The sequence below is a fragment of the Devosia sp. MC1541 genome, assembly GCF_012847305.1.
Classification (GTDB): Bacteria; Pseudomonadota; Alphaproteobacteria; order Rhizobiales; family Devosiaceae; genus Devosia.
In genome coordinates this window covers 56,180-76,179 of the sequence record NZ_JABBDZ010000015.1, presented here as the reverse complement: position 1 = coordinate 76,179, position 20,000 = coordinate 56,180, and the positions used below count along the sequence as shown (strand labels likewise).

The 20,000-nt window shown below is 58.8% G+C and carries 19 protein-coding genes; 5 read left to right on the top strand and 14 right to left on the bottom strand.

The window, feature by feature from the left end; translation table 11 throughout:
• Positions 1 to 538 precede the first annotated feature (538 nt).
• From HKD40_RS14415 to HKD40_RS14395, 5 genes are all read right to left on the bottom strand, one after another.
• Positions 539 to 1,255 (bottom strand): HAD family hydrolase, encoded by a 717-nt coding sequence (locus HKD40_RS14415; protein ID WP_169196487.1) that lies wholly within the window; start codon positions 1,253 to 1,255, stop codon positions 539 to 541.
• 227 nt (positions 1,256 to 1,482) lie between these two features.
• Complete coding sequence (locus tag HKD40_RS14410) at positions 1,483 to 2,376, bottom strand: LysR family transcriptional regulator (RefSeq protein ID WP_169196486.1); 894 nt, start codon at positions 2,374 to 2,376, stop codon at positions 1,483 to 1,485.
• 116 nt (positions 2,377 to 2,492) lie between these two features.
• On the bottom strand, positions 2,493 to 3,443 hold the full coding sequence (gene trxB, locus HKD40_RS14405) for a thioredoxin-disulfide reductase (protein WP_169196485.1): 951 nt from the start codon (positions 3,441 to 3,443) through the stop codon (positions 2,493 to 2,495).
• A 155-nt stretch (positions 3,444 to 3,598) separates the two neighbouring features.
• Positions 3,599 to 4,072, bottom strand: a complete 474-nt coding sequence (gene greA / locus HKD40_RS14400; protein ID WP_169196484.1) for a transcription elongation factor GreA — start codon at positions 4,070 to 4,072, stop codon at positions 3,599 to 3,601.
• A 322-nt stretch (positions 4,073 to 4,394) separates the two neighbouring features.
• Positions 4,395 to 4,604, bottom strand: coding sequence for a cold-shock protein (locus tag HKD40_RS14395; RefSeq protein WP_169196483.1), 210 nt, complete (start codon positions 4,602 to 4,604; stop codon positions 4,395 to 4,397).
• 456 nt (positions 4,605 to 5,060) lie between these two features.
• Between HKD40_RS14395 and HKD40_RS14390 the strand changes: the two genes are divergently transcribed.
• The 4 genes from HKD40_RS14390 to HKD40_RS14375 all read left to right on the top strand — a co-directional run bounded on the left by HKD40_RS14390 (position 5,061) and on the right by HKD40_RS14375 (position 9,638).
• Positions 5,061 to 6,038, top strand: a complete 978-nt coding sequence (locus HKD40_RS14390; protein WP_169196482.1) for a methyltransferase — start codon at positions 5,061 to 5,063, stop codon at positions 6,036 to 6,038.
• Between the two features lie 50 nt (positions 6,039 to 6,088).
• The gene (gene ltaE, locus HKD40_RS14385; RefSeq protein ID WP_169196481.1) at positions 6,089 to 7,108 is read left to right on the top strand and encodes a low-specificity L-threonine aldolase; all 1,020 of its coding nucleotides are present in this window, start codon (positions 6,089 to 6,091) and stop codon (positions 7,106 to 7,108) included.
• A gap of 195 nt (positions 7,109 to 7,303) precedes the next feature.
• The gene (locus tag HKD40_RS14380; protein ID WP_169196480.1) at positions 7,304 to 8,365 is read left to right on the top strand and encodes a GNAT family N-acetyltransferase; all 1,062 of its coding nucleotides are present in this window, start codon (positions 7,304 to 7,306) and stop codon (positions 8,363 to 8,365) included.
• Positions 8,358 to 9,638 (top strand): oligosaccharide flippase family protein, encoded by a 1,281-nt coding sequence (locus tag HKD40_RS14375; RefSeq protein ID WP_169196479.1) that lies wholly within the window; start codon positions 8,358 to 8,360, stop codon positions 9,636 to 9,638. Before HKD40_RS14380 ends, HKD40_RS14375 begins: the two co-directional genes overlap by 8 nt.
• On the opposite strand, the gene HKD40_RS14370 is transcribed toward HKD40_RS14375, so the two are convergent.
• From HKD40_RS14370 to HKD40_RS14340, 7 genes are all read right to left on the bottom strand, one after another.
• Complete coding sequence (locus HKD40_RS14370; RefSeq protein ID WP_169196478.1) at positions 9,635 to 10,570, bottom strand: hypothetical protein; 936 nt, start codon at positions 10,568 to 10,570, stop codon at positions 9,635 to 9,637. The two genes, HKD40_RS14375 and HKD40_RS14370, sit on opposite strands and share 4 nt — an antisense overlap.
• A gap of 237 nt (positions 10,571 to 10,807) precedes the next feature.
• Entirely contained in the window at positions 10,808 to 14,119 is a 3,312-nt protein-coding gene (gene carB / locus HKD40_RS14365) for a carbamoyl-phosphate synthase large subunit (RefSeq protein WP_169196477.1), read from the bottom strand.
• A 509-nt stretch (positions 14,120 to 14,628) separates the two neighbouring features.
• Complete coding sequence (locus HKD40_RS14360) at positions 14,629 to 14,871, bottom strand: hypothetical protein (RefSeq protein WP_169196476.1); 243 nt, start codon at positions 14,869 to 14,871, stop codon at positions 14,629 to 14,631.
• 32 nt (positions 14,872 to 14,903) lie between these two features.
• On the bottom strand, positions 14,904 to 15,341 hold the full coding sequence (locus tag HKD40_RS14355; protein ID WP_169196475.1) for a hypothetical protein: 438 nt from the start codon (positions 15,339 to 15,341) through the stop codon (positions 14,904 to 14,906).
• Positions 15,341 to 15,994: a SatD family protein gene (locus HKD40_RS14350; RefSeq protein WP_169196474.1), complete on the bottom strand. Its 654-nt coding sequence runs from the start codon at positions 15,992 to 15,994 to the stop codon at positions 15,341 to 15,343. Before HKD40_RS14350 ends, HKD40_RS14355 begins: the two co-directional genes overlap by 1 nt.
• A 94-nt stretch (positions 15,995 to 16,088) precedes the next feature.
• A complete protein-coding gene (locus HKD40_RS14345) occupies positions 16,089 to 16,919 on the bottom strand; it encodes a metallophosphoesterase (RefSeq protein WP_169196473.1) in 831 nt (276 codons plus the stop codon).
• Positions 16,916 to 17,839: a diacylglycerol kinase family protein gene (locus HKD40_RS14340; RefSeq protein WP_169196472.1), complete on the bottom strand. Its 924-nt coding sequence runs from the start codon at positions 17,837 to 17,839 to the stop codon at positions 16,916 to 16,918. Before HKD40_RS14340 ends, HKD40_RS14345 begins: the two co-directional genes overlap by 4 nt.
• Positions 17,840 to 17,977: 138 nt before the next feature.
• Here HKD40_RS14340 and HKD40_RS14335 point away from each other — a divergent pair, with 138 nt between their 5' ends.
• Positions 17,978 to 19,183, top strand: coding sequence for a PQQ-dependent sugar dehydrogenase (locus HKD40_RS14335; protein WP_169196471.1), 1,206 nt, complete (start codon positions 17,978 to 17,980; stop codon positions 19,181 to 19,183).
• A gap of 52 nt (positions 19,184 to 19,235) precedes the next feature.
• Here the strand turns inward: HKD40_RS14335 and HKD40_RS14330 are convergent, their stop codons facing one another.
• Together HKD40_RS14330 and HKD40_RS14325 are read right to left on the bottom strand one after the other, a co-directional pair.
• Positions 19,236 to 19,604: a response regulator gene (locus tag HKD40_RS14330; protein WP_169196470.1), complete on the bottom strand. Its 369-nt coding sequence runs from the start codon at positions 19,602 to 19,604 to the stop codon at positions 19,236 to 19,238.
• A 194-nt stretch (positions 19,605 to 19,798) separates the two neighbouring features.
• Complete coding sequence (locus HKD40_RS14325; protein ID WP_169196469.1) at positions 19,799 to 19,996, bottom strand: CsbD family protein; 198 nt, start codon at positions 19,994 to 19,996, stop codon at positions 19,799 to 19,801.
• Positions 19,997 to 20,000: the final 4 nt, after the last annotated feature.

Genomic DNA, 20,000 nt, shown 5'->3' with positions numbered 1-20,000 from the left:
CCAAAGATGGGGCCGATGACTGGGCCAGAGGCCAAATCGAAAGTGAAAGGCAGAGGAGCAAGGGAGGAGGAGTATGCTGCTCTGCCAGAACATTGGATCGAGGGAGGAGATTACGATCCGCAGCTCAGTGTTGCGATACACGGTCCGAAGGGAGGAGGAGATCGGAGCGCGCCTCAGCAACGAGGCCTTTATGTACTCTACTGGTTTAGTAGGCAATCCCGGAAAACACATGTCAGCCATGCATTTATGCATCGGTCCACAGAATTGCAGACAAAAGAAAGGCCCCGCTCGAGGGGAGAGCGGAGCCTAAGGAGTAGTAAGCCTGACGGCTCACTAAGGAGGGAACGCAGCGGGCGCAAGGGAGGGAGGAGAAACACCCGCTGTGATGTCGCGGTATATAGGTTGATCCTCGAAGATGAGGAATGGGTTAATGGGCATGTCAGCCATGCGCCGTACGCATGTAACTGCCAAAAAACGTTCACAATCAACGGTTGGCGCAGAAACTCCCGTACGGAATCGCCCAGAAACGTTCGGTTTTTTACGGGTGTGGTGCCTGGGTGGCGAAGGTGTCCAGGACGGTCAGGAGCTGACCGAGATGCTCTATTTTTGCCCATCGCGGATGATTTATTGGCTCATCAGCCTGTTCATAAACCCATGTTAAGCGATGGGGGACGTAGACGGCGAAGGCTCCGGCCTCAAGCGCGGGCAAGATATCAGACTTCATTGAGTTGCCGACCATGACAGTGTGGTCCGCGCCTTCGGTGTGCTGAGCAAAAATGCGCTCGTAGACCGCAGTGGTTTTATCCTGGACGATTTCCACAGCCGCAAAATATTCAGCGAGGCCCGAGGCGGCAAGCTTGCGCTCTTGGTCGATCACATCGCCCTTGGTGATGAGGATCAAACGATATTTCTTTTCAAGCGCTTCGAGCGCTTCGTCGACATAGGGTAGGGTCTCGACCGGATAGGTGAGAAGCTCGCGACCGGCGGCCAAAATTTCAGCGATGACAGGGCCGGGGACGCGGTGTTCGGTGAGTTCGAGGGCCGTCTCGATCATCGAGAGGGTGAAGCCTTTGGCGCCAAAACCATAGAAAGCCAAATTGCGCATGGTGGCGCTGATCAGGCGATCGTTGAGGTCTGCACTATCGGTGTGGTCGCGCAAAAGCGTGGTGAAACGTTCTTCCGTAAGGCGGAAAAACTGCTCGTTTTCCCAGAGGGTATCGTCAGCATCAAGGGCGATGGTGGTGATGCGAGCCATGGGTCATCTCGGCTGGGCGTTTAGGGGCATGTATGTGGCATCTTGCTGGCACTTGTGGGCCTTAGCAAGGGCGCGCGAGGGGCGTTTTGGGGCTTTTGGACGTGGCCGAGCAGGGGGGCGCGATGCGTGGAAGGAAGGCCTCCTTACCCGGCACTGCGTCCCGACCTCCCCCCGTAGGGGCGAGGTAAGAAAGAGTAGGGGCGATTGGCTTTCGGCCGGTTCGGCGCCTAAAAACTCCACTCGCGGGCTTTGGAGACGAGGAAGTCGCGGAAGACGCCTACGCGCTTTGAATTCTTCAGAGCGGGTGGATAAACGAAGTAGGCCTCATAGGCTGGCAACTCGACTTCGGGCAGCACCTGCACCAGGCCGTCGGCCTTCTCGACCACATAGGCGGGGAGCATGGCGATGCCGATGCCAGCGCGGGCTGCGTTCATCATGCCATAGATGGCGTTGACCTTGAGTACGGCGCGGCGCGGGCTGGAGTCTGGGCGGCCCATGCGTTCGAGATAGTTGATGTCGCCGAGATAGGAGGGGACAGGTTCGCCGAAGCTGATGATGCGGTGATTGTCCAAATCTTCGGGCGACTTGGGCATGCCGTATTCGGAGATGTAGGCATCCGAGGCATAGAAGTGGTTGTGCACCGTGAACAGCTTGCGCTGAATCATTTCCGACTGGTTAGGGCGGTGCAGACGAATGGCGACGTCGGCTTCACGCATGGCCAGATCGAGTTCAGCGTCGTTGAGGCGGATTTCGAGCTGGATCAGCGGATAGAGTTTGAGGAACTCGTCGAGGCGCGAGGAGAGCCAGGTGGAGCCAATGCCCACGGTGGTGGTGACAACCAGCGGGCCGGTTGGCACGTCTTGGCTTTCCGACATCTGGGTCTCCACTTGCTGGAGTTCCCAATGCATGCGGTGCGCTGTGCGGAAGAGCTGCTCGCCGACTTCGGTGAGCACGAGGCCACGAGCGTGGCGGATGAAGAGCTTAAAGCCCAAGTCATCTTCTAGGGCGGAGATCTGACGGCTCACGGCCGACTGGCTCATCCCTAGTTTTTCGGCGGCATGCGTGAAGCTGCCCGACTCTGCGGCGGTATGGAATATCCGGAGCTTGTCCCAGTCGAGCATTTCTCGTGACGCCTTCTATGTTGATCAGCCGGGGCGAACGCTTGTCTTGCTGCTGCAGAAAAGCCGACCGAGGCGGCTCCTTCTAGCGTGAGGCAAGAGTTTCACGGCAGTCACCCTCATTCCGCCGCTTCGGCCAATTCGTGTTCTGCCAGGAAGCGCTCGGCATCGAGCGCGGCCATGCAGCCCATGCCAGCAGCAGTGATCGCCTGACGGTAGACGTCGTCGGTGACGTCGCCCGCAGCGAAGACGCCCGGAACATTGGTTTGCGTGGTGCCTGGCTTAACTTGCAAATAGCCACCAGCCTTCATGTCGAGCTTGCCCGAGAAGATGGAGGTGGCTGGAGCGTGACCAATGGCGACGAAAACGCCGTCGATCTTCTGCTCGTAAACTTCGTTGGTGGCGCGATTGCGCAGCATGACCGCATTGACCGAAGGTGGCATTTCGGAGCCAGCAACTTCGACAATTTCGGTGTTCCAGCGCACTTCAATCTTCGGGTTCTTGAAAAGGCGATCCTGAAGAATGCGTTCGGCGCGGAATTCGTCGCGGCGGTGAATAACGATCACCTTTTCGGCGAAGTTGGTGAGGAAGAGCGCTTCTTCAACAGCGGTATTGCCGCCGCCGACAACGAGCACTTCCTTGCCGCGATAGAAGAAACCATCGCAGGTGGCGCAAGCGGAGACACCAAAGCCCTGGAACTTCTGCTCGGAAGGCAGGCCAAGCCATTTGGCCTGAGCGCCAGTGGCGATGATGATGGAATCTGCGGTGTAGACGTCGCCGCTATCGCCGGTGAGGACGAAGGGGCGCACGTCGAAATTCACATCGGTGATGATGTCGTTGACCATGCGTGTGCCGACGTGTTCGGCCTGTGCCTTCATCTGGTCCATGAGCCATGGACCTTGAATGACATCAGCAAAACCGGGATAGTTTTCCACATCGGTGGTGATGGTGAGCTGGCCGCCGGGCTGAAGGCCCTGGATCATGACCGGTTCAAGCATTGCGCGTGCAGCATAGATCGCGGCGCTGTAGCCAGCTGGACCCGAGCCAATGATGATGACTTTTGCGTGCATCGCGATGTCGCTCCTAAAAGACGGAATGCTCCCTCTTGCTCTAGTTAAGGTGCGAACCGGGGTGGTTTCAAGGCAAAGAAACTCCCGCGCAGTGAAACCACGCGGGAGTATACAGAAAACCACAGCTATTGTGGATTTATCCGCAGACTTGCGGATTACACATAGCGAATCTTGAGAATTTCGTAGCCACGCGAACCGCCCGGAGCAGCGACTTCGAACGAATCGCCTTCTTCCTTGCCAATCATGGCGCGGGCAATCGGGGACGAAATCGAGATGCGACCGCCCGAAGCGTCAGCTTCTGGATCGCCAACGATCTGGTAGGTCTTTTCGACTTCGGTGTCGTCATCGATGAAGGTGACGGTCGCGCCAAACTTTACCGTCGTGCCGGAAAGCTTGCTGACGTCGATGACATCGGCCAAGGCGAGAATGGTCTCGAGTTCCTTGATCCGGCCCTCGTTCAGTGCCTGTTGTTCTTTGGCAGCGGAATATTCTGCATTTTCAGACAGATCGCCGTGAGCGCGCGCTTCCGCGATGGCGTCGATGATACGACGGCGCTCATTGCTTGTGCGGTGCTCAAATTCTGCGGCAAGGGCCTTTTGGCCCTGCACCGTCATTGGGATCTTGTCCATTCCTGCTGCCTCCAATCGGCTCGGCAAAATAGTAATGAGCGCGCCGCCAACATTTGCCGGCCGCGCTGCTTAGTCGTTGATCTGGTTTGAAGCCAGCGTGGCCCCAAATAGTTTACCCCAGCCGGTCGGTCGGCTCATGCGTCGCGAATAAGGATCTGGGGAAGATTTGACCTTGCCCGGAGGTTCGCTCGCGGTCAAGCCGTTGAAACTAGGCCAAACCGCGCAGCGCACACCCAAGGACACTTGAAAAGTAGCAAAGAGCGTGGGCAAGAGAAAAGGGCGCGCCTAGGGCACGCCCCAATCCAATAAGCCAGGTTCGTGATTACGACGTCGTCAAATTGTCAGCGGCGGACTTACCCGTGCGCTTGTCCTTGACGATTTCGTAGTTCACCTTTTGGCCTTCATCCAAGCCGTTCAGACCCGAACGCTGGACAGCAGAAATGTGAACGAACACATCTGCGCCACCCTCGTCTGGCTGGATGAAACCATAACCTTTTTGGCCGTTGAACCACTTAACGGTGCCCGTTGCCATAATGCGCTATCCCTCGTGACGTCTCTGCTAAATGAGGTTCTGATCATGCACCTGATCAGGCCCCCTAGTTGATATCGAACTATCGGAAGATGATGACAGCAATGGCGAATGGCAATTCGCGTCTTTAGGTCAGTCGGCCGCAGTATTCGATGGGCGGAACCTAACCTGAAAAAACGATTGCATCAATATCTCGTGTGTTGATGGGGGTGCTTTCGATAAATAACGACAGTTCTCGTGAGTGGTCAGTTGTTTGCCGGAAGCAATTTCTGAAAAGGCAATTGCCCTTCGCGTGCATTATCGTGAAAATTCGTGCTGATTTCGGCGGAATCTGGGGCGAAATTTTCACGCGGGTCGGTGCCTCAATCGTGCCCTGTATTCTCCTTGCGCGTGTACGGTTTTTCCGGCTAATTCGCAGTCGCGGTCAGCATGGCCGTGTCCTCTCGAAAGCGTACCGTCTTGAGCAAGGCGATTTATTCTTCCGGCGATGTATTCGCCGATCGGCGTGCCGACTATGCGCGGCAGCTGGACCAAAGTGGTGACCCCGCTGCAGCCTCAGAGCTGATGGAGCAGGCTCTGGAATTGGCCCCCGAATGGGCTGCCGGTTGGGACCTGCTCGGCAACTACCACGAAAAAGCTGGCAATATTTCCGCGGCTATAGGCGCTTGGCGGCGGCTTGAAGCTCTCGATGACCACGGTGTTTTCGGGGCCCGATTAAAACTGGCTGCGCATAATGCCGGTGCTGCGGGTCAGGGGACGGCAGTGGGCTATGTTGAGGCCCTGTTTGACCAATATGCTGCCAAGTTCGAGCAATCGCTGGTCGGTAAACTGGGCTATAAAGTGCCTGAACTGCTCGACGACATTGTCAATCAAGAGATGACACGCCTTGGCATTGAGCGGTTTGGCCGCGCGATCGATCTGGGCTGTGGCACAGGTTTGATGGGCCAGCGCTTGCGCGGCAAGGTTGATCATCTTGAGGGCGTTGATATTTCCGCCGCGATGATTGCAGAGACGGCCCGCAAGGGCATTTACGATAAACTGGAAAAGGCCGAGCTGGTTGAAGCACTCAATCGGTGCGACCGCGACACGGACCTGCTGACGGCAGCAGACGTGTTGATTTATTGCGGCGCGATAGAGCCAGTTCTGAGCGCGATGATGCCCGCTTTGCAGCCGGGGGGGCTCGTCGCCTTTTCGCTGGAAGCGCATGACGGCCCTGAAGCGGTGTTTTTACGCCCAAGCCTGCGCTATGCCCATGGCATTGAGGCGACGCGCACGGCGCTGGTGGCCGCTGGGTTCAGCATTTTGCGCTATGAAACCGCCGAGTTACGTATGGATCGCGGCGCTCCGATTGTCGGGATCTTGGTGGTGGCGCAAAAGCCGCAGCATAGTATGACGGCCGCCAATGATGTCGGCATGGATGGTGACGTCGCTGCCTAGCGGCGCTCGCAGAACTTGGTCATAAAGGTGCGATAGCTCTGGAGATGACCATGAATACCATCCGCCACGATTTTCGCTCTGACACTGTCACGCGTCCCAGCGATGGGATGCGGGCAGCAATGGCAGAGGCGGAGGTGGGGGACGATGTTTACGGCGATGATCCGACCGTAAATCTGCTGGAACAGCGCATAGCCGGCATGATGGACAAAGAGGCGGCGATGTTTGTGCCTTCCGGCACAATGTCTAACCTTCTGGCTCTCCTAGCCCATTGTGAGCGTGGCGATGAATATATCGCGGGGCAGGACGCGCATTGCTATGCGCATGAGGCCGGTGGCGCGGCAGTTCTGGGATCGATCCAGCCGCAGCCTATTGCGCATCAGGCCGATGGAACGATGGCCATCGATGACATTGAAAACGCCATTAAGCCTGACGACAGTCATTATGCGCGGACGCGGCTGATCGCGCTCGAAAACACCTTTGGTGGGCGGGCGCTGCCGATGGGCTATATGGATGCCGTTGCCGATGTGGCGGAGCGCCATGGGCTGGGGCTGCATCTGGATGGGGCACGCGGGTTCAACGCGGCGCTGGCATTGGGCATCGATATTGCGACGCTGGGGAAACGGTTTGATACGGTTTCGATCTGCCTCTCTAAGGGCTTGGGTGCGCCCGTGGGCTCGGTGCTTGTTGGGCGCGGGGAGCTGATTGGCAAAGCGCGGCGCTATCGCAAAATGGTGGGTGGCGGATTGCGCCAGTCGGGGATTTTAGCGGCCGCGGCGCTCTATGCGCTGGACCACAATGTTGCGCGACTTGCCGACGATCATAAGCGCGCCAAACGTTTGGCCGAGGGTCTGGCGCGGCATCCGCAATTGAGTGTGACCACGCCGGACACCAACATTGTCTGGGCAAAGGCAGAACGTGAAGTCTCTGGAGCGCTGACAGAACATCTGGAAAGCATGGGTATTGCATTCGGCGGCGGCTATGGGGAACATCGCTGGGTTACCCATATTGATATCGGCGACGATGACATTGAAATTGCTATTGCAGCGGTCGATACGTTTTTCAAAGACTAATAAGTATTTACCGTAAGAATACTTTACTGTTTCCATGTTCGGTCGGTCGTTTCATTGTGTTCGAATGTGACGATGGGAGATCACATTTTGCGGGCGGTAACATCCGGGGTGACAACGCGAATTCTTGCGTCGCTCCACGATATTGATGCGAATGAACAGCACTGGCGGGCGTTGGAGCTGCGATGCTCCGACCCGATGAGCTATTTCCAATCGTTTGACTGGTGCCGATCGTGGGTTGCGGAATTCTGCACTGAAGCGACCGAGCCCTATGTGATTACGCTGTGGCGCGACGAAGTCTTGCTGGCCATCGTGCCGCTGGTGGTGACCCGTAAGGGCGGGATCGCGCGGCTCGTGACGCTTGGCGAGGCACACGCGCAATATTGTGGTGCTCTGGCCTTGGCGGGCGCGACGAGCGACCCTGAGGTCGTTGAGGCGCTGCGCTTAGCCGTGCGCGCCTCGAAGACTGACGTTTGGGTGCAGCGTTGTGTCATCGAAGGGTCGGCGCTTGATCGCATGATCGCAACCATTGCTCGGGTCCGCGAAGAACCTAATCAGAGCTCGGTCCTCGATCTGACGCCCTATGTGAGCGCTGATGCTTACTTCGAGCGCTTGGGAAAACTGCAGAAGCGGAACCGCAATCGGCGGCGCAATCATCTGGCGCGATTGGGCGACGTGTCTTTTGAGATGGTCTTTCCAGACGATGCGGGCTTTGATGGGCTCGTTGAGCAGGCGGTGAACTGGAAGCGCGAATGGCTGGCGCAGACAGGGCGGCGGAGTGTGGGGTTTTCGGCCCAGGGCTATGCCGCCTTCCTCAAGCGACTGCCTGGAGATAGTGATCAGCGCTCTGGCGCCTGTATTTCCGTGCTGCGCGTAGGCGACAGGGTCGTGGCGCTTGAACTCGGTTTTCTGCATTACCGGCATTACTACGCCTATATCGGCAGCTTTGACTGGAGCTTGCGCGAGCTGTCTCCGGGCAAGGTGCAGATGGAAATGACGGTGGGCTGGCTGATCGAGCAGGGCGCGCGCGCATATGATCTGCTGGTCAATCCGGCCGATTATAAAAACAGCTGGACCAATAGCGCGCATGCCGTGGCGACACGGGCCAAGCCGCTATCGTGGAAGGGCCGGGTCTATACCGGTTACTGGTTGCCGACCGTTCGGCCGTTTGTGAAGCGGCACTATGAACGGCTGCCAGTACTGATGCAGAGATGGACGAACTTCCTACAAGGTAGCGTGTGTTTGCTGCTGTATGTCTGACGGTCAAAGCAGTTTTGCCGATGCGGCGATTGCCATAGCCATTCGCGTTGCCGGGGCGGGCCTTGTGTTCGCCATGCAGGTGGTTTTAGCGCGGCTGATGCCCGCCGATTACTACGGCGGGTTCGTGACGCTGTGGAGCTGGATCCTCGCGCTCGGGAGCTTTGCGGCGCTGGGCTTTGCCGAATCCAGTGTGCGATTTTTGCCGCGGTATCAGCTGCGCGATAAGCGGGTGAAGCTGTTCGGCTATTGGCGGTTTGGCTTGCGCCTTGTGGGCGGGGTCAGCGTGGCGCTCGGCGTAGCCGGCGTTGCCCTCGGCATGGGCTTGGGGCCGCAAGGGGGCGCTGGGCTCGTCATAATCTTGGTCGCGTTGGGGCTGCCCTTTATTGCGCTTGAGTATTTCATTGAAGGCGTCGCGCGCAGCTTTGGCTGGTTCCGCCTGGCAGCGGTGCCTGTTTATGTGGTTCGGCCACTGCTGGTTATAGGCGCGGTTTTGCTGCTGGACGGGGGCGGCGTTGAATTGACCCTGCCGGTGGTGGGCGGCGTTTTCATCACGGCTATGGCTGTGATCAGTGGTTCGCTGGCGCTGGTGGTGGGACAGCGGGTGCGCAGGCTCGGCGTGGCGGGCGCGGTGAGCGCGCGACAAAAGCGGGTTTGGCTGACGGCCTCGTTCCCGCTGTTGGTTCTGTCGGGGCTCGAGGATTTGACCGGCTATGCCGACGTGCTGATGCTGGCGCTGTTGGCTGGGCCGGAAGAGGTGGCGGTTTATTTTGCGGCGGCGCGGTGTTTGGCGCTGGGGGGATTTGTCGCCTATGCGATGACGCTGGTTGCAGGGCGGCGCTATGCGCTCGATTTCGCTGGCGCATCGAACGACCAACTTCAGCGCAGTATTTCGCGCGGGACAATGCTGACGGTGGGGCTTACGACGGCGGCCGTCGCTGTGACGATTATCGCCGCGCCACTGCTGTTGCGCGCGTTCGGCGAGGCCTATGAGGCCGGGTGGCCGCTGGTGGCGGTGCTTGGGGCAGGCATGGTGGCCAAATCGCTCAGCGGTCAGGCCCAAGAGGCGCTGATCGTGCTGGGTAAACAGAGGACGGGGATCGTTGTCAACCTTGTCAGCGTCACGGCCAGCGTGGTGCTTATCGCGGCGCTCACCCCTCAATTTGGGCTGATCGGCGCAGCGGCAGGGGCTGCAATTGCGATGGCAGTCCGGTCGCTCGCGCTGGCGATTGGGCTTTGGCGCGCGACCGGATTGATGGTTTTTCAGCGTTTCTAGCGACCTGCGCTGGCGGTAAAGACCGTGTGGAAGCCGGCGACATCGGCGAAGCGATACCAGAGATCGGTGACGGCATCGTCGTTGAGCTTGGTTTCGTGCCAGACGGCGTCCAGCCCGATTTCGTTGCCGAGATTACGGTCCATGGAGAGGAAGCGGTACATTTCGTAACGTTCCACGCCTTCAGGGTGCTCGCCATAGGTCCACTGATACTCGCCGCTTTCGGCATTGGCCCAATAGCCCAGAGTGGCGAGGCGCGCGGCGGCATAGGCAGGGATCGCCACATCATCGGCGACGTCCGCATAGAGCAGGGGCCAATCGGGCTGCTCGCCCTCTACTTCGGTCCAATCCGCCATGTCTTGGAAGTCACGATAGCTGTCGAGGCAGGGGGTGCCCTGGCAATCCTGCTTTGACGCCTCTTTGGCCGAGATTTCCTTGGTCGAGGCTTGGAGAAGGATCGCCTGATTGTTCATGGTCGGGGTGAAGACGAAGCGCCAAGCGCGGTGTTCGCCAGTGCCGAACTCGGCTGCGTCGGCGACGTTTTCTTCCCCGAGGTCCGCTGCCAGTTCAGCGCGGATAGTTGGGCCCAAGTTGAAGTGGCGGACTTCGATAAAGCTCACAGGGGCGGAAGATCCGTCCTCTGCGCTGTCGATCATTTCGCCATAAGAAAGCTCGGTGCGGGTGCGCGTGCTCTCGATAGCGTCATCGGCAATGAGCAGGGCTTTCTCGATAGGGCCGACGGTGCCGCCTGGGGTGGCGGCATTGGTATCGAGCCAATAGCTGGCGAGAGTTGCTTCAAGCGTTTCGGTGTCGACGAGCGAGAAGCCATTGGCCCCGGTAAACTGGGCGATGGCTTCGTCGGTGTCCGATTGGGCGACGGCAAGAGACGTGGTGGCGAGAAGAAGGCTGAGTGTAACGGCAGTACGACGCAACATGGGCAATCCTCGTGTGCTTGGTTTCGCTCTTTATGGCGGAGCCAAGATGTATCGTAGATGAATGCGGAGACGAGGGGGAGGGTTGCTGTGGGGACTGTGGATGGGGACCCCCACCAAGCCTCCCCCTGGTAGGGGGAGGGAGGCTGGTTCGGTGTTGGGGAGCGTATCGGTGGTCTTTGAGAGCATAAAAAAAGGCCCGCGCGGGGCGGGCCTTTTCGGATTCGGGTTTCGCGCGGATTAGGCGGTGAAATAGTCCTGCAGTGGGCGGACCGTGAGGTTGCCCTTGGAGTAGGCGATGATGCCTTCAACTGCGGCCATCGCGCCGTCGATGGTGGTGTAATACGGGATCTTGGCCAGAAGCGCGGTGCGGCGGATGTCGCGGCCGTCGCTGATTGCCTTGGCGCCATCGGTGGTGTTGATCACCAGATGAACCGAACCGTTCTTCATCGCATCGACGATGTGTGGGCGACCTTCCAAGACCTTGTTGACCTTGGTGGCTGGAACATTGTTTTCAGCCAGGTAGGACTGCGTGCCGCCGGTGGCGAGGATTTCGAAGCCGTTTTCGACGAGCTGGCGGGCCAGATCAACGATGTACTGCTTGTCGCTATCGCGAACCGAAATGAACGCCTTGCCCGAGGTTGGGACCTTCTGGCCGGCACCGAGCTGCGACTTGGCAAAAGCCATCGCGAAGTTGGTGTCGAGGCCGATTACTTCACCGGTCGACTTCATTTCAGGCCCAAGCACCGTGTCAACGCCAGCGAAGCGGTTGAACGGGAACACGGCTTCCTTAACGGCGACGTGCTTGAGGACCTTTTCTTGCAGGCCGAAGGACGCAAGCTTTTCGCCAGCCATGATGCGGGCTGCGATCTTGACGATTGGATCGCCGATGACCTTGGCCACGAAAGGAACAGTACGCGAAGCGCGTGGGTTCACTTCGATCAAATAGATCGTGCCGTCCTTGTAGGCGTACTGAACGTTCATCAGGCCGCCGACCTTGAGCTCAAGAGCGAGCGCGCGGGTCTGGCGCTTGAGTTCAGCAATGGTTTCTTCCGAGAGCGTGCGGGATGGCAGCGAGCAAGCACTGTCACCGGAGTGAATGCCGGCTTCCTCGATGTGCTCCATGATGCCAGCGACGAAGACGTCTTCGCCATCGCAGAGGCAATCCACGTCGATTTCGGTCGCGCCCTGAAGGTATGCGTCGAACAGCAGTGGGTTGTCAGAGAGGACAGAGTTGATCTGGCCGGTCTTGTCGTTCGGGTAACGGCGCAGGATGTCAGGCGGGACGAGGCCCGAGAGCGTATCCTGAATGTAGCGTTCGAACTCAGCCGAGGAGTTGACGATGGCCATAGCGCGGCCGCCGAGAACGTAGGACGGGCGGATCACCAGTGGGTAGCCAAGGCGTTCCGCAACGAGGCGGGACTGCTCAAGGCTATAGGCAATGCCGTTCTTTGGCTGGGTCAGCTCAAGCTTGTTGAGGAGCTTGGAGAAGAGATCGCGGTCTTCGGCAAGGTCGATCGCGTCTGGCTGGGTGCCCAAGATTGGAACGCCGGCCTTCTTCACGGCTTCTGCAAGGTTCAGCGGGGTCTGGCCACCGAACTGAACGATAACGCCGTGCAGCGTGCCGTTCTGCTTTTCGGTGAGCAGGATTTCGATGATGTCTTCTTCGGTCAGCGGCTCAAAGTAGAGGCGGTCCGAAGTGTCATAGTCGGTCGAAACCGTTTCTGGGTTGCAGTTGACCATGATGGTTTCATAGCCAGCGTCAGCCAGCGCAAAGGCAGCATGGCAGCAGCAGTAGTCGAACTCGATGCCCTGACCGATACGGTTTGGGCCACCGCCGAGGATGACAACCTTCTTGCGATCCGATGGACGCGCTTCGTCTTCGACCTTGCCGTTAAACGGGGTTTCGTAGGTCGAGTACATGTAAGCGGTTGGCGAAGCGAATTCGGCAGCCGAGGTGTCGATGCGCTTGTAGGCCGGGCGAACAGCAAGGTCGTGACGGAGCTTGCGCACGTCGGCAGCCTTGGTGCCTGCGAGTTCGGCAAGGCGCGCGTCCGAGAAGCCCATGCCCTTGAGGGTGCGCAGGTTTGCCGCGTCCGATGGCAGGCCAAGTTCACGGACCTTGTTTTCCATATCGACGATGCCGCGCATCTGTTCGAGGAACCAAGGATCGATCTTGCACGCTTCATGGATGTCTTCGTTGGACATGCCAAAGCGCATGGCTTCAGCCACGTGCAGGAGACGATCTGGGGTCGGGGTGCCAAGCGCCTGCTTAATGGCGTTCTTGTCTTCGCCTTCACCCATGCCTGGGATGCCGATTTCGTTGAGACCGGTGAGACCGGTTTCGAGCGAACGGAGAGCCTTCTGGAGCGATTCCTGGAAGGTACGGCCGATAGCCATGGCTTCACCAACCGACTTCATCGCGGTGGTCAGGCGTGGATCGGAGCCCGGGAACTTTTCAAAGGCAAAGCGTGGGATCTTGGTGACGACGTAGTCGATGGTTGGTTCGAACGACGCCGGGGTCATGCCGCCGGTGATGTCGTTGTCCAATTCGTCGAGGCTGTAGCCAACGGCGAGGCGCGCTGCGACCTTGGCAATCGGGAAGCCAGTGGCCTTCGATGCCAGAGCAGACGAACGCGATACGCGTGGGTTCATTTCGATGACGACCATACGGCCATCAGCTGGGTTCACGCCGAACTGAACGTTCGAACCACCGGTTTCAACACCGATCTCGCGCAGAACAGCCAAGGAGGCGTCGCGCATGATCTGGTATTCTTTGTCGGTGAGGGTGAGGGCAGGAGCCACGGTGATGGAGTCGCCGGTGTGCACGCCCATTGGATCGAGGTTTTCGATCGAGCAAACGATGATGCAGTTGTCCTTCTTATCGCGGACAACTTCCATTTCGTATTCCTTCCAGCCGAGGACGCTTTCCTCAACCAGAACTTCGTTGGTCGGCGAAGCGTCGATGCCGCTTTCGCAGATCGCGAGGTATTCTTCGCGGTTGTAAGCAATGCCGCCGCCGGTGCCGCCCATGGTGAAGGACGGACGAATGATGGCTGGAAGGCCGATCACTTCGAGAGCCTGAAGGGCTTCGATGGTGTTGTGCGCGAGCATGGAGCGCGGGGTTTCAAGCCCGATCTTCTTCATCGCATCGCGGAAACGCTCGCGGTCTTCTGCCTTGTCGATGGCGTCAGCAGTCGCGCCAATCATTTCGACATTGTACTTGTCGAGAACGCCCATCTTACGCAGCGAGAGTGCGCAGTTCAGAGCTGTCTGACCGCCCATGGTGGGCAGGAGCGCGTCTGGGCGCTCTTTCTCGATGATTTTGGCGACCACTTCTGGGGTGATCGGCTCAACATAGGTTGCGTCGGCGAGATCTGGGTCCGTCATGATCGTCGCTGGGTTCGAGTTGACCAGAATAATCCGGTAACCCTCTTCCTTGAGCGCTTTACAGGCCTGAGTGCCGGAGTAATCAAACTCGCACGCCTGTCCGATGATGATTGGCCCCGCGCCGATGATGAGGATCGATTTAATGTCGGTACGCTTCGGCATGGGACTCGCTCTGCTGTCGTTTCTATCAGGACGCGGGCGAGGAGAATCGCCCGGACACACCCGTCCGCGCGAAACCCGCGCAGCAGTTGAGCACTGCGGCACGGGGCATAAAGGCCGAACATGGTGGTTAGGTGGGCGGTTTAACTTAAGAGGGCGCAGAAGGGAAGAGGGAGCGGCACTTATTCATCGTCGCAGGCAAAGGGAAGGAAGGTGCTGGCGGCGCCTTCATTGAGCATGGCGATGGTGAGCATATTGGCCAGTTCCCGTTCATCGCTTGAGCGGGGGCAGGCGGCAATTTTCTCAGTGCAGCCCGAGGCTATGAAGGTCTCGTTAGCCGCGCGGAAACTGTCATTGATGTCGGTGTTGGGGGTGCTGGAGAGGGCGCGGGCCCAAGCGTTTTCGTATAGTTCGCATTTCTGCCTCCCCAGTCGGACTGCGCAAATGTCGCGCCGGGGACGAGGGTAAAGGGCAAAAAGATCAAGACTGACAGGAGGATGGTGCCACTAGGGCTAGTCATGCGCCTGCGCGCAGGCTTGGCGCTCAGGATCACTGGATTTTGCTTGCTCTTCAAGGCAATCGCACTGGGCATTGAACACCGCCTCCTCATCTTGGGTCAGCTTTTCACGCGAGAGGAGGAGGTCGAGCTGATTCCGGCAGAGCTGCGCTTCAATGGATTCGGTTTGGCTCTGCGCTGATGCGGGGAGCATGGGCAGAACCAGAAGCGTGGCGAGGAGCGTAAGCGGTAGGCGCATAGGCGGTAGGCTGGGGGCGCAATGCGGCGGCGTTATGGCGCTGTAATCTGGTGGAGCCAGAGGTCGACCAGATTTGCGCCCCATGCTGCGTCGATGGACAGAACGATGGCTGTCCAGACGATAGCCCAGAGAACGCTGCAGAGGCTGCCCAAGAGGACGTATTCCGCGAAGTCCTTATTGTCCATTTGCTGAAAGCGCGAGATCGCCTTGATTGCGACAACGGCCGCAATGATCTCGGTGCTTGAGAGCGCTATGCCAAAAGCAATGATTAGCCGTTCAACCGCGCCGATCCACCGCCCGGCGGTGTTGCGCTTGTGCTGGGTCTCGCCAGTCTCGCTAGCGCCTTGCGGGAGGGGCGTAACGTGGGTGACGGCAAGCACCCATTTGCAGAAGAGATTGCCGAAGAAGGTGAGGATGACAAGGAATGTGCCGAGGGAAACCAGCGAAATGGCAATCCTTGTGGTGTCCATTATGGCTCCTCGATCTTGGTGAACCCGGTCAGTAGCGCGGTCCATAGGGTCGTGTAGACGTCGAGCTTAGCGCTTTTGAGGGTCTTGTAAACGTTGCGTGACGTAACCGCGCGACGTGTGGCGATATCCTCAACGCTGCTCCCCGCGAGAGTTTGCGCGACGGTTTGGGCCTGAATGTCGGTCCAGTCTGCTTCTATAGTGGATAGGCTCAGGCATAGGGCGTCGAACAGGATCTCATGGGTGGGATCATCGAACAGGGCGACGCGGTAGAAGAGGCCAGTTTGCTTGTCGTTCAGCTTGGAGCGGGCGCGTGCCAAGCCTTCGCCCATCATGTTCCACGCTATGCTCGTGTTGATGGGGGTTTGCAGCCGCAACTGGCCGATGACGAAGCGGCAATCGATCCCAGATTGGAGCAGGTCCAGACGCAGCTGGCGCGCGATGGTGGCCGCTGTCGTCAATGAGGTCGTGATGCCCTGAAATTCATCCCCCAAGGTGATGGTAAGCGGGGAGAGAATGTCGGCGCCATTGTTTTGATTGGCAGCGGCGACGGCATCATTGAACAAGGCGTGCAGCCGGGCCGGTGTGTGCCGGTCTCGGCTGTTGACGATGTCGCCCATCAGAACGGCGGTATTTGGCGCGCCAGCAATATCCATCCGCGGAGCATGCCTGTGAACTTAAAATGGTTCAAGATAGAAAAATGAACTGAAATGAGTTCAGTTCTATAAATTGAACCAATATTGGTTCGGGCTAGACAGGCTCGGAGGCCTTGTCGCGTGTGATCCAGGAGCCGTCGCGCCATTCACGCACGGTGACCGTGATCTGATCGGGTGTGATGTCGATCAGATTATAGGCGTTGGGCTCACCGCGCAGGCGGGTGGAAATAGCCGAGGACGCTTGCGCGACTAGGATGGGCGCGGCGGTGGATTTGCTGACCCCGATCGGTTCGCCTTCGCGGCTTTTCGAGGCTGGTTCATGCTTGCGCACATACGACAGATGAAAGTGGCCGGAGAGGACGAGGCGAACCCCAAGCTCAGAAAAGCGCATGAGGGCGTCGTCGGCGCGTTTGACGGTGCGCGCTTCTTTTTGTGCCATTTGCTCGGTGGGATAGAGCAGGGGGTGGTGGGCGACAATCACGCGGACCGCATGCGGGGACGCGCGGGAGAAGCGGGCTTCGAGATCTGCCAGTTGGTTTCGGGAGATGGTGCCGTGGCCCCAATTCCATTCGAGGCGGAAGCGGCGCGAGGTGCGCATGCCAAGGATGGCGACGCCATCCATTTCGAGGAAAGGCTCGAGCTGGCGCGAGATATAGCGCTTATAAAGGCCATAGGGATCAAGGAAGCGGCGCACGAAATTGACGGCGGGCACGTCATGATTGCCCGGAACGGCGAAAATCGGCGCGTTCAGTTTGTCGAGAAAGACCCGCGCCTGAATGAATTCTTCTTTGGTGCCGATCTGGGTGAAGTCACCGCTGGCGACAATCAGATCGGGGTTTTGCGCGTTGATGTCGTCGGCAAAGCCTTCGGCAAGAACGGGGTCATGCTTGCCGAAGTGGAGGTCAGAGATATGAAGGATTTTCACGCGGCGATCTCAGTCGATACAGTTTCAGGCACGATGACGGTTAGGGCCAAGGGGCGGATGGTGAACTTCATGGGCGTGTCGAGCAGCATGACTTCGCCATCAAACATCACCTGCATCTGCGGCTTACGGAAGTCGACGGTGAGCGATTGCATGGATTCGATATTTAGCTCCGGATCGCTCTGCCACTTGCCAAACATCATGCCGAACACGAGGCGGAAAAAGTCCCAGGTGCGGAAGTGGCGCAGCGTGTAAAGGGTCAAAAAACCCTGATCGAGCTTGGAGCGTGAGAAGAAGCGTCCCAGTCCCTGGTCATAGGCGTTGGACGAGACAGCCAGCGAGTGCAAACGTTCGATCGTGCGGGAGCCGTCGGCGCGTTCAAAGACCACAGCGATGCGTTTGGCGCGCTGAATACGGCGGAACATATAGCGGATAAGGCCAACTTTGGCGGTTGGATCGTCGCTGCCGCGGATGTGCTCGCGCGCGGCGGCCATGCCGGGGATGACGCCGACAACGACCTTATGAAGGAAGGCTTTGCCATTCACCTCGCCGACGTCGATTTGCATTGGATGGCCGGTGGCCAGGGCGGCCACGGCCTCCTCGAGATCGAGCGGAATATTGAGGTCTTTGGCGAGGGCATTGACGGTGCCAAGCGGGAGAATGGCGAGCGCTTTGTCGGTCTCGATAATAACGTCTGCTAGTCCGGTGATGGTGCCATCGCCGCCAGCGGCCACGATAATATTGGCGGGGCTGTCGACAGCCGCTTTCATGCGATCGTCAAAATCCTTGTCGGAATCGGCGTCGATTTCGGCGTTGAGGCCGTGGCTTTCAAAGAGGGCTTGGAGGGATTCCTTGGTGACACCCAAGGAATGAGCGGTGCCAGAATTGGCATTGAGAATGACGTGATAGCGAGTTTCAGACATGCAGAAGGGCGCCCCGTGCTCTCGGCGAATGTGTTTGCAGGTCAACGCGTCAGTCGCGATCCCGTTGCAGACGCGTGGTTGAACGAAGCGGGCACAGATCAGTTATACTGATCGAACAACACTTAAGGAGAGTACGAGATGGTGCAGAAGATCGTGGCGATAACGTCCGTCTGGGCCTTGATGGTTGCTGGTGCGGTGGCACAGGGCGAACCTGTTCCGGTCGGTGAAGCAAATGGGCGCGGGCAGGTGCCAGCGTTTGAAGGCCAGACGCGCGCGACCCAACCCGATAACTTGCTCAAGACCAAGAGCACGGTGATTGCGCAGGGGCTGCCGCATCTCTGGGCCATGGAATTTTTGCCCGATGGGCGCATGCTGGTGACGGCCAAAGAAGGCGCGATGCATATCGTTGCGCCGGATGGGACGGTGAGCGCGCCGATTGCGGGCGTGCCGGAGGTTGATGCGCGCGGGCAGGGCGGATTGCTCGACGTGGCGCTGGCTTATGACTTTGAAACCTCGGGACGGATTTTCTTCTCGTTTGCCGAGCCGCGGAGCGATGGCAACGGGACCAGTGTCGCCTCGGCGGTTTTGGTGGCAGATGACAAGGGCGGCGCAGTGCTAGAAGACGTCAACGTTATCTTCCGTCAAACCCCAAGCTATGACGGGGATAAGCACTACGGCTCGCGCATCGTGCCAACCGCTGATGGGGCGCTTTATGTAACGGTTGGCGAGCGGTCTGATCGTCCGATGCGACCGCAAGCGCAAGAACTCGCCAGCGGTCTGGGCAAGGTGTTCAAGATCGATGGTGAGGGCAAGGCGGCGGCGGATAATCCGCTGCTTGACGTTGAGGGCGCATTGCCGGAAATCTGGAGCTTTGGGCATCGCAATGCGCAGGCGGCAACGCTTGATGGTGAGGGCCGGCTGTGGGTCGTTGAGCACGGCGCGCGCGGTGGCGATGAGCTAAACCTGCCCGAAGCTGGCCTTAACTACGGCTGGCCGGATGTCGCTTACGGCGTCGAGTATTCAGGGCAAGCCATTGGGCAGGGTGTGACCGCGGACGCGGAAACCCAGCAGCCGGTTTACTATTGGGACCCAGTGATCGCGCCTTCAGGCATGGCCTATTATGAAGGCAATGAATTCCCCGAGCTGGATGGCGCATTTCTGGTTGGCGGGCTTGTGGGCAAGGCCGTCGTGGTGCTGCACATGGATGGCGAACGGGTGAAGCACGAAGAGCGCATTCCTGTCGGCGCGCGCGTACGCGATGTGAAGGTCGGGCCTGATGGGGCGATCTATGCAGTGACTGAGGGCGGTGGCTCGACAATCGTGCGGATTAGCCAGGGCGACTAACGCCCGCCAGATCGGAGCGCGGCCATAGTGCTGCGCTCTGACTTTGCTGTGTTTAGGCGGCGCGGGTGACGCGCTGCTTTTCCAAAGCGGAGAGTATCCGGTCGATGCTGTAGGGTTTGGGAATAAAGATCGCGCCCTTGGGGAGGTCCTCGGGCTTGGGCGTGACGCCACCCGAGACAATCACGATGGGCAGGCCGGGGCGATATTGGGACGCGAGGCGGGCCAAGGCCAAGCCATTGGGACCATCGCCCAGTTCGATATCAGTGATGAGCGCGTCGATGTTTTCAGCCATGCGACGGGCACCCGTGCGGGCACTGCTGGCGGCAACGGCTTCCAAGCCGCGTTCGGCGAGATCGTCGATCAGGAATAGAAGCAGTAAGGCATCGTCTTCGACGACGAGGAGGCGCTTGAGTGGGCTCATGGGTCAGGACCTAGGTGGTGAAGGGTGACGCTGCGCATTCAAGGGCTTGGGTGGAGGATGGTTGCGCCGAGATCGGGCAAGCTTGCGATTATGGTTAGCATTTGGTTCAAATTTTACGGAGTGAGCGGGGTGCTCGCTGACCCCCGTGCTTGCCCACAAAAAGAAAACCCCTCCGGTGGGAGGGGTTTGAGCGCTTAGAAGCGGCTGGACCAATCATCGACTTCCTTGCGGAGTTCGTCTTTGGTTTTCCCGTAACGCTCTTGAAGCTTACCTTCGAGCTGTTCACGGTTGCCGTTGATCTGGGCGATGTCGTCGTCAGTGAGCTTGCCCCACTGTTCCTTGGCCTTGCCAGCAAACTGCTTCCAGCCACCTTCGATACGGTTCCAGTCCATCTTC

What these genes read in the sequence shown, in the direction of transcription:
- HKD40_RS14330 (WP_169196470.1), bottom strand. Translation starts at nt 19,604, where the DNA reads ATGAGCCCACTCAAGCGCCTCCTCGTCGTCGAAGACGATGCCTTACTG.
- HKD40_RS14350 (WP_169196474.1), bottom strand. Translation starts at nt 15,994, where the DNA reads ATGGATATTGCTGGCGCGCCAAATACCGCCGTTCTGATGGGCGACATC.
- ltaE (WP_169196481.1), top strand. Translation starts at nt 6,089, where the DNA reads ATGAATACCATCCGCCACGATTTTCGCTCTGACACTGTCACGCGTCCC.
- HKD40_RS14340 (WP_169196472.1), bottom strand. Translation starts at nt 17,839, where the DNA reads ATGTCTGAAACTCGCTATCACGTCATTCTCAATGCCAATTCTGGCACC.
- HKD40_RS14415 (WP_169196487.1), bottom strand. Translation starts at nt 1,255, where the DNA reads ATGGCTCGCATCACCACCATCGCCCTTGATGCTGACGATACCCTCTGG.
- HKD40_RS14360 (WP_169196476.1), bottom strand. Translation starts at nt 14,871, where the DNA reads ATGCGCCTACCGCTTACGCTCCTCGCCACGCTTCTGGTTCTGCCCATG.
- HKD40_RS14335 (WP_169196471.1), top strand. Translation starts at nt 17,978, where the DNA reads ATGGTGCAGAAGATCGTGGCGATAACGTCCGTCTGGGCCTTGATGGTT.
- HKD40_RS14410 (WP_169196486.1), bottom strand. Translation starts at nt 2,376, where the DNA reads ATGCTCGACTGGGACAAGCTCCGGATATTCCATACCGCCGCAGAGTCG.
- HKD40_RS14325 (WP_169196469.1), bottom strand. Translation starts at nt 19,996, where the DNA reads ATGGACTGGAACCGTATCGAAGGTGGCTGGAAGCAGTTTGCTGGCAAG.
- carB (WP_169196477.1), bottom strand. Translation starts at nt 14,119, where the DNA reads ATGCCGAAGCGTACCGACATTAAATCGATCCTCATCATCGGCGCGGGG.
- greA (WP_169196484.1), bottom strand. Translation starts at nt 4,072, where the DNA reads ATGGACAAGATCCCAATGACGGTGCAGGGCCAAAAGGCCCTTGCCGCA.
- HKD40_RS14370 (WP_169196478.1), bottom strand. Translation starts at nt 10,570, where the DNA reads ATGTTGCGTCGTACTGCCGTTACACTCAGCCTTCTTCTCGCCACCACG.
- trxB (WP_169196485.1), bottom strand. Translation starts at nt 3,443, where the DNA reads ATGCACGCAAAAGTCATCATCATTGGCTCGGGTCCAGCTGGCTACAGC.
- HKD40_RS14375 (WP_169196479.1), top strand. Translation starts at nt 8,358, where the DNA reads ATGTCTGACGGTCAAAGCAGTTTTGCCGATGCGGCGATTGCCATAGCC.
- HKD40_RS14380 (WP_169196480.1), top strand. Translation starts at nt 7,304, where the DNA reads ATGAGCTATTTCCAATCGTTTGACTGGTGCCGATCGTGGGTTGCGGAA.
- HKD40_RS14355 (WP_169196475.1), bottom strand. Translation starts at nt 15,341, where the DNA reads ATGGACACCACAAGGATTGCCATTTCGCTGGTTTCCCTCGGCACATTC.
- HKD40_RS14395 (WP_169196483.1), bottom strand. Translation starts at nt 4,604, where the DNA reads ATGGCAACGGGCACCGTTAAGTGGTTCAACGGCCAAAAAGGTTATGGT.